The organism is Serratia sp. M24T3, from assembly GCF_000257645.1.
GTDB lineage: Bacteria > Pseudomonadota > Gammaproteobacteria > Enterobacterales > Enterobacteriaceae > Rouxiella.
The window spans coordinates 1-2,098 of sequence record NZ_AJHJ01000072.1 but is presented as its reverse complement, the minus strand read 5'-3'; the positions used below and the strand labels follow the sequence as shown (position 1 = coordinate 2,098).

Genomic DNA, 2,098 nt, shown 5'->3' with positions numbered 1-2,098 from the left:
TATCGAAGAACAACAGGCAATAGAGGGTATCAGTCTTTCACAAGCTATGAAGGAATGGTGTTAATTAATTGTTTTTTTGTTACATTCCTAATGAAATTGTCAGGAATTTTAATGGGACGTAAATATGAAATGGTTATGGGTTTTAGTTCTATGCTTCTTCGTATCTGGTTGTGCTAATAAAATTGATTACAATAAGGCTTCTTTAAATTTATCTTTAGGGATGAATAAAACAGATGTCCAGCAAATTATGGGGGCTCCACGCAGAACGGATGTTAACTCTGACAGGGAGCGCTGGATATATTGGAATAAAGTTTTTATAGGTTTTACGCCAGTAGACAACGAGCAGTTAGCACAAGATCGTTTAGTGGTTACCTTTGTGAATGGAAAAGTGACTAAATGGGGAAAACAAACCATTGCAGATGACATAACAGAGAACACGCAAAAAATCTATCAAAATGCATATCCCAAATCTAAGCCGTAATAAATTAATTTAATCAATAAAACCTCGCTTCGGCGGGGTTTTTTTATGCCAGGAGTTTATATGGCCAGCAAATCGCTCGGTACTTTGACGTTAGATTTGATCGCCAAAGTTGGCGGTTTTGTTGCAGGAATGAGTGAAGCGGAGCGTTCATCTGCAAAGTGGCGTAAAGAGGTTGAGAAAAATGCTAAGGCTGTTGGCACTGCAATTGGTGCCACAACGGTCGCCATTACGGCCGCGGCGGTTGGCGCGGGTTTAGCCGCTTTAAATATAACTAAAAACGTTGCTGAATCAGTTGTTGAAACCGATAGGTGGGCTAAGTCTTTAGGCATCAGTACAACCGAACTTCAAAAATGGCAATACGCAGCGACTCAGGCGGGTTTATCTGGCGACAATATTGCAGATATTTTTAAAGATCTGAACGATAAAATTGGGGATGCAGTACTCAATAAGAGCGGAGAAGCTGCACAGGCCTTAGATACCCTTGGCCTGTCTGCAAAAAAACTACAAAACGTTTCACCAGATAAACAGCTGTTGGCAATATCTGCTGCGATGAAGGGCATGAATGTTGCGCAGAAAACAACGATATTTGAAGCGTTGGGAAATGATCTCTCGAAAATGATCCCATTGCTGGATAACGGCGCTCAGAAGCTAAACCAGTTAAAGCAAAAGGCTACAGACAAAGGTCTGGCTTTGCCCCAGGGGGATATCGATAAATTACTTGTTTTCAACAATTTTGTTCAAGATATCGGCGTTTCGGTTGACGGTGTGAAAAATAAAATTGCAGTGGGTCTTGCTAATGCAAACTTGGATCCGCTGAAAAAGGCTTTAGACGACACGTTCAATATTGTTACATCCCCAGAAGTATTACAGGGACTTATCAATCTTGTGACTCAGGCATCTAACTTGGCCGGGTGGCTTATTAAAGGGGCGGGTGCCTTAGGCGACTTCGCAAAGTTGGCCGGTATTAAAGTTGCCGAGTTTGGCGGTAATATTGATTTAAATAATATCGACCAAGTTACCGCGAGAATGAAAGTTCTGCAAAAGCAGATCGAAGATACTAATAGCGATAGCAATAACTTCGGTCGCGGCATTGAAAGTTTCCTTACGGGGAAAGATTTCAGTGTTGGAAAAGCTACCGACGAATTGAAAAAACTTCGTTCAGTTCGGTTGTCGCTTTTAAAACCTGTAACCATACCTACTGGATTGGCGGTTCTGGACCCTAAAATAGCAGGCCCTAGTAATTACAAATTAGACAATGGTGAATCTAACCAAAAAAAACAGTCAAGAAAGAAGGAAAGGATCCATTAGTTTCTGCCTACGAAGAGCGCATGAATGCGCTTAAACGCGCCGCTGCACTGGTCGATACTACAGGTAAGAAAGAAAGCGACGTTACTGAACTCCAGAAAATAAATTACGATATTCTTGAGGGGAAATTATCGAAACTTAATGATACTCAAAAAGAAAATCTAAGATTAGCCGCCAAAGAATTAGACGCTAAAAATGCATTAAAAAAAGCCAATGAGGATAATTTAGCTGTACAAGAATTTGCGGCTAATTTAGGAAAAGAAAATAAAAACGTTAAGCAAGGTTTGAATGTTGAATTTGTTGGCGCTGTGA

Annotated in this window: 2 protein-coding genes and 1 pseudogene; all 3 read left to right on the top strand. The window is 40.6% G+C overall.

Annotated features, from left to right (window positions below):
- Positions 1–124 precede the first annotated feature (124 nt).
- Entirely contained in the window at positions 125–481 is a 357-nt protein-coding gene (gene bamE / locus SPM24T3_RS23950; RefSeq protein WP_009639427.1) for an outer membrane protein assembly factor BamE, read from the top strand.
- Positions 482–541: 60 nt separating this feature from the next.
- On the top strand, positions 542–1,789 hold the full coding sequence (locus SPM24T3_RS23945; RefSeq protein WP_009639426.1) for a prophage tail length tape measure: 1,248 nt from the start codon (positions 542–544) through the stop codon (positions 1,787–1,789).
- Between the two features lie 20 nt (positions 1,790–1,809).
- Positions 1,810–2,098: pseudogene (locus SPM24T3_RS23940) on the top strand (phage tail tape measure protein); the annotation flags it as partial.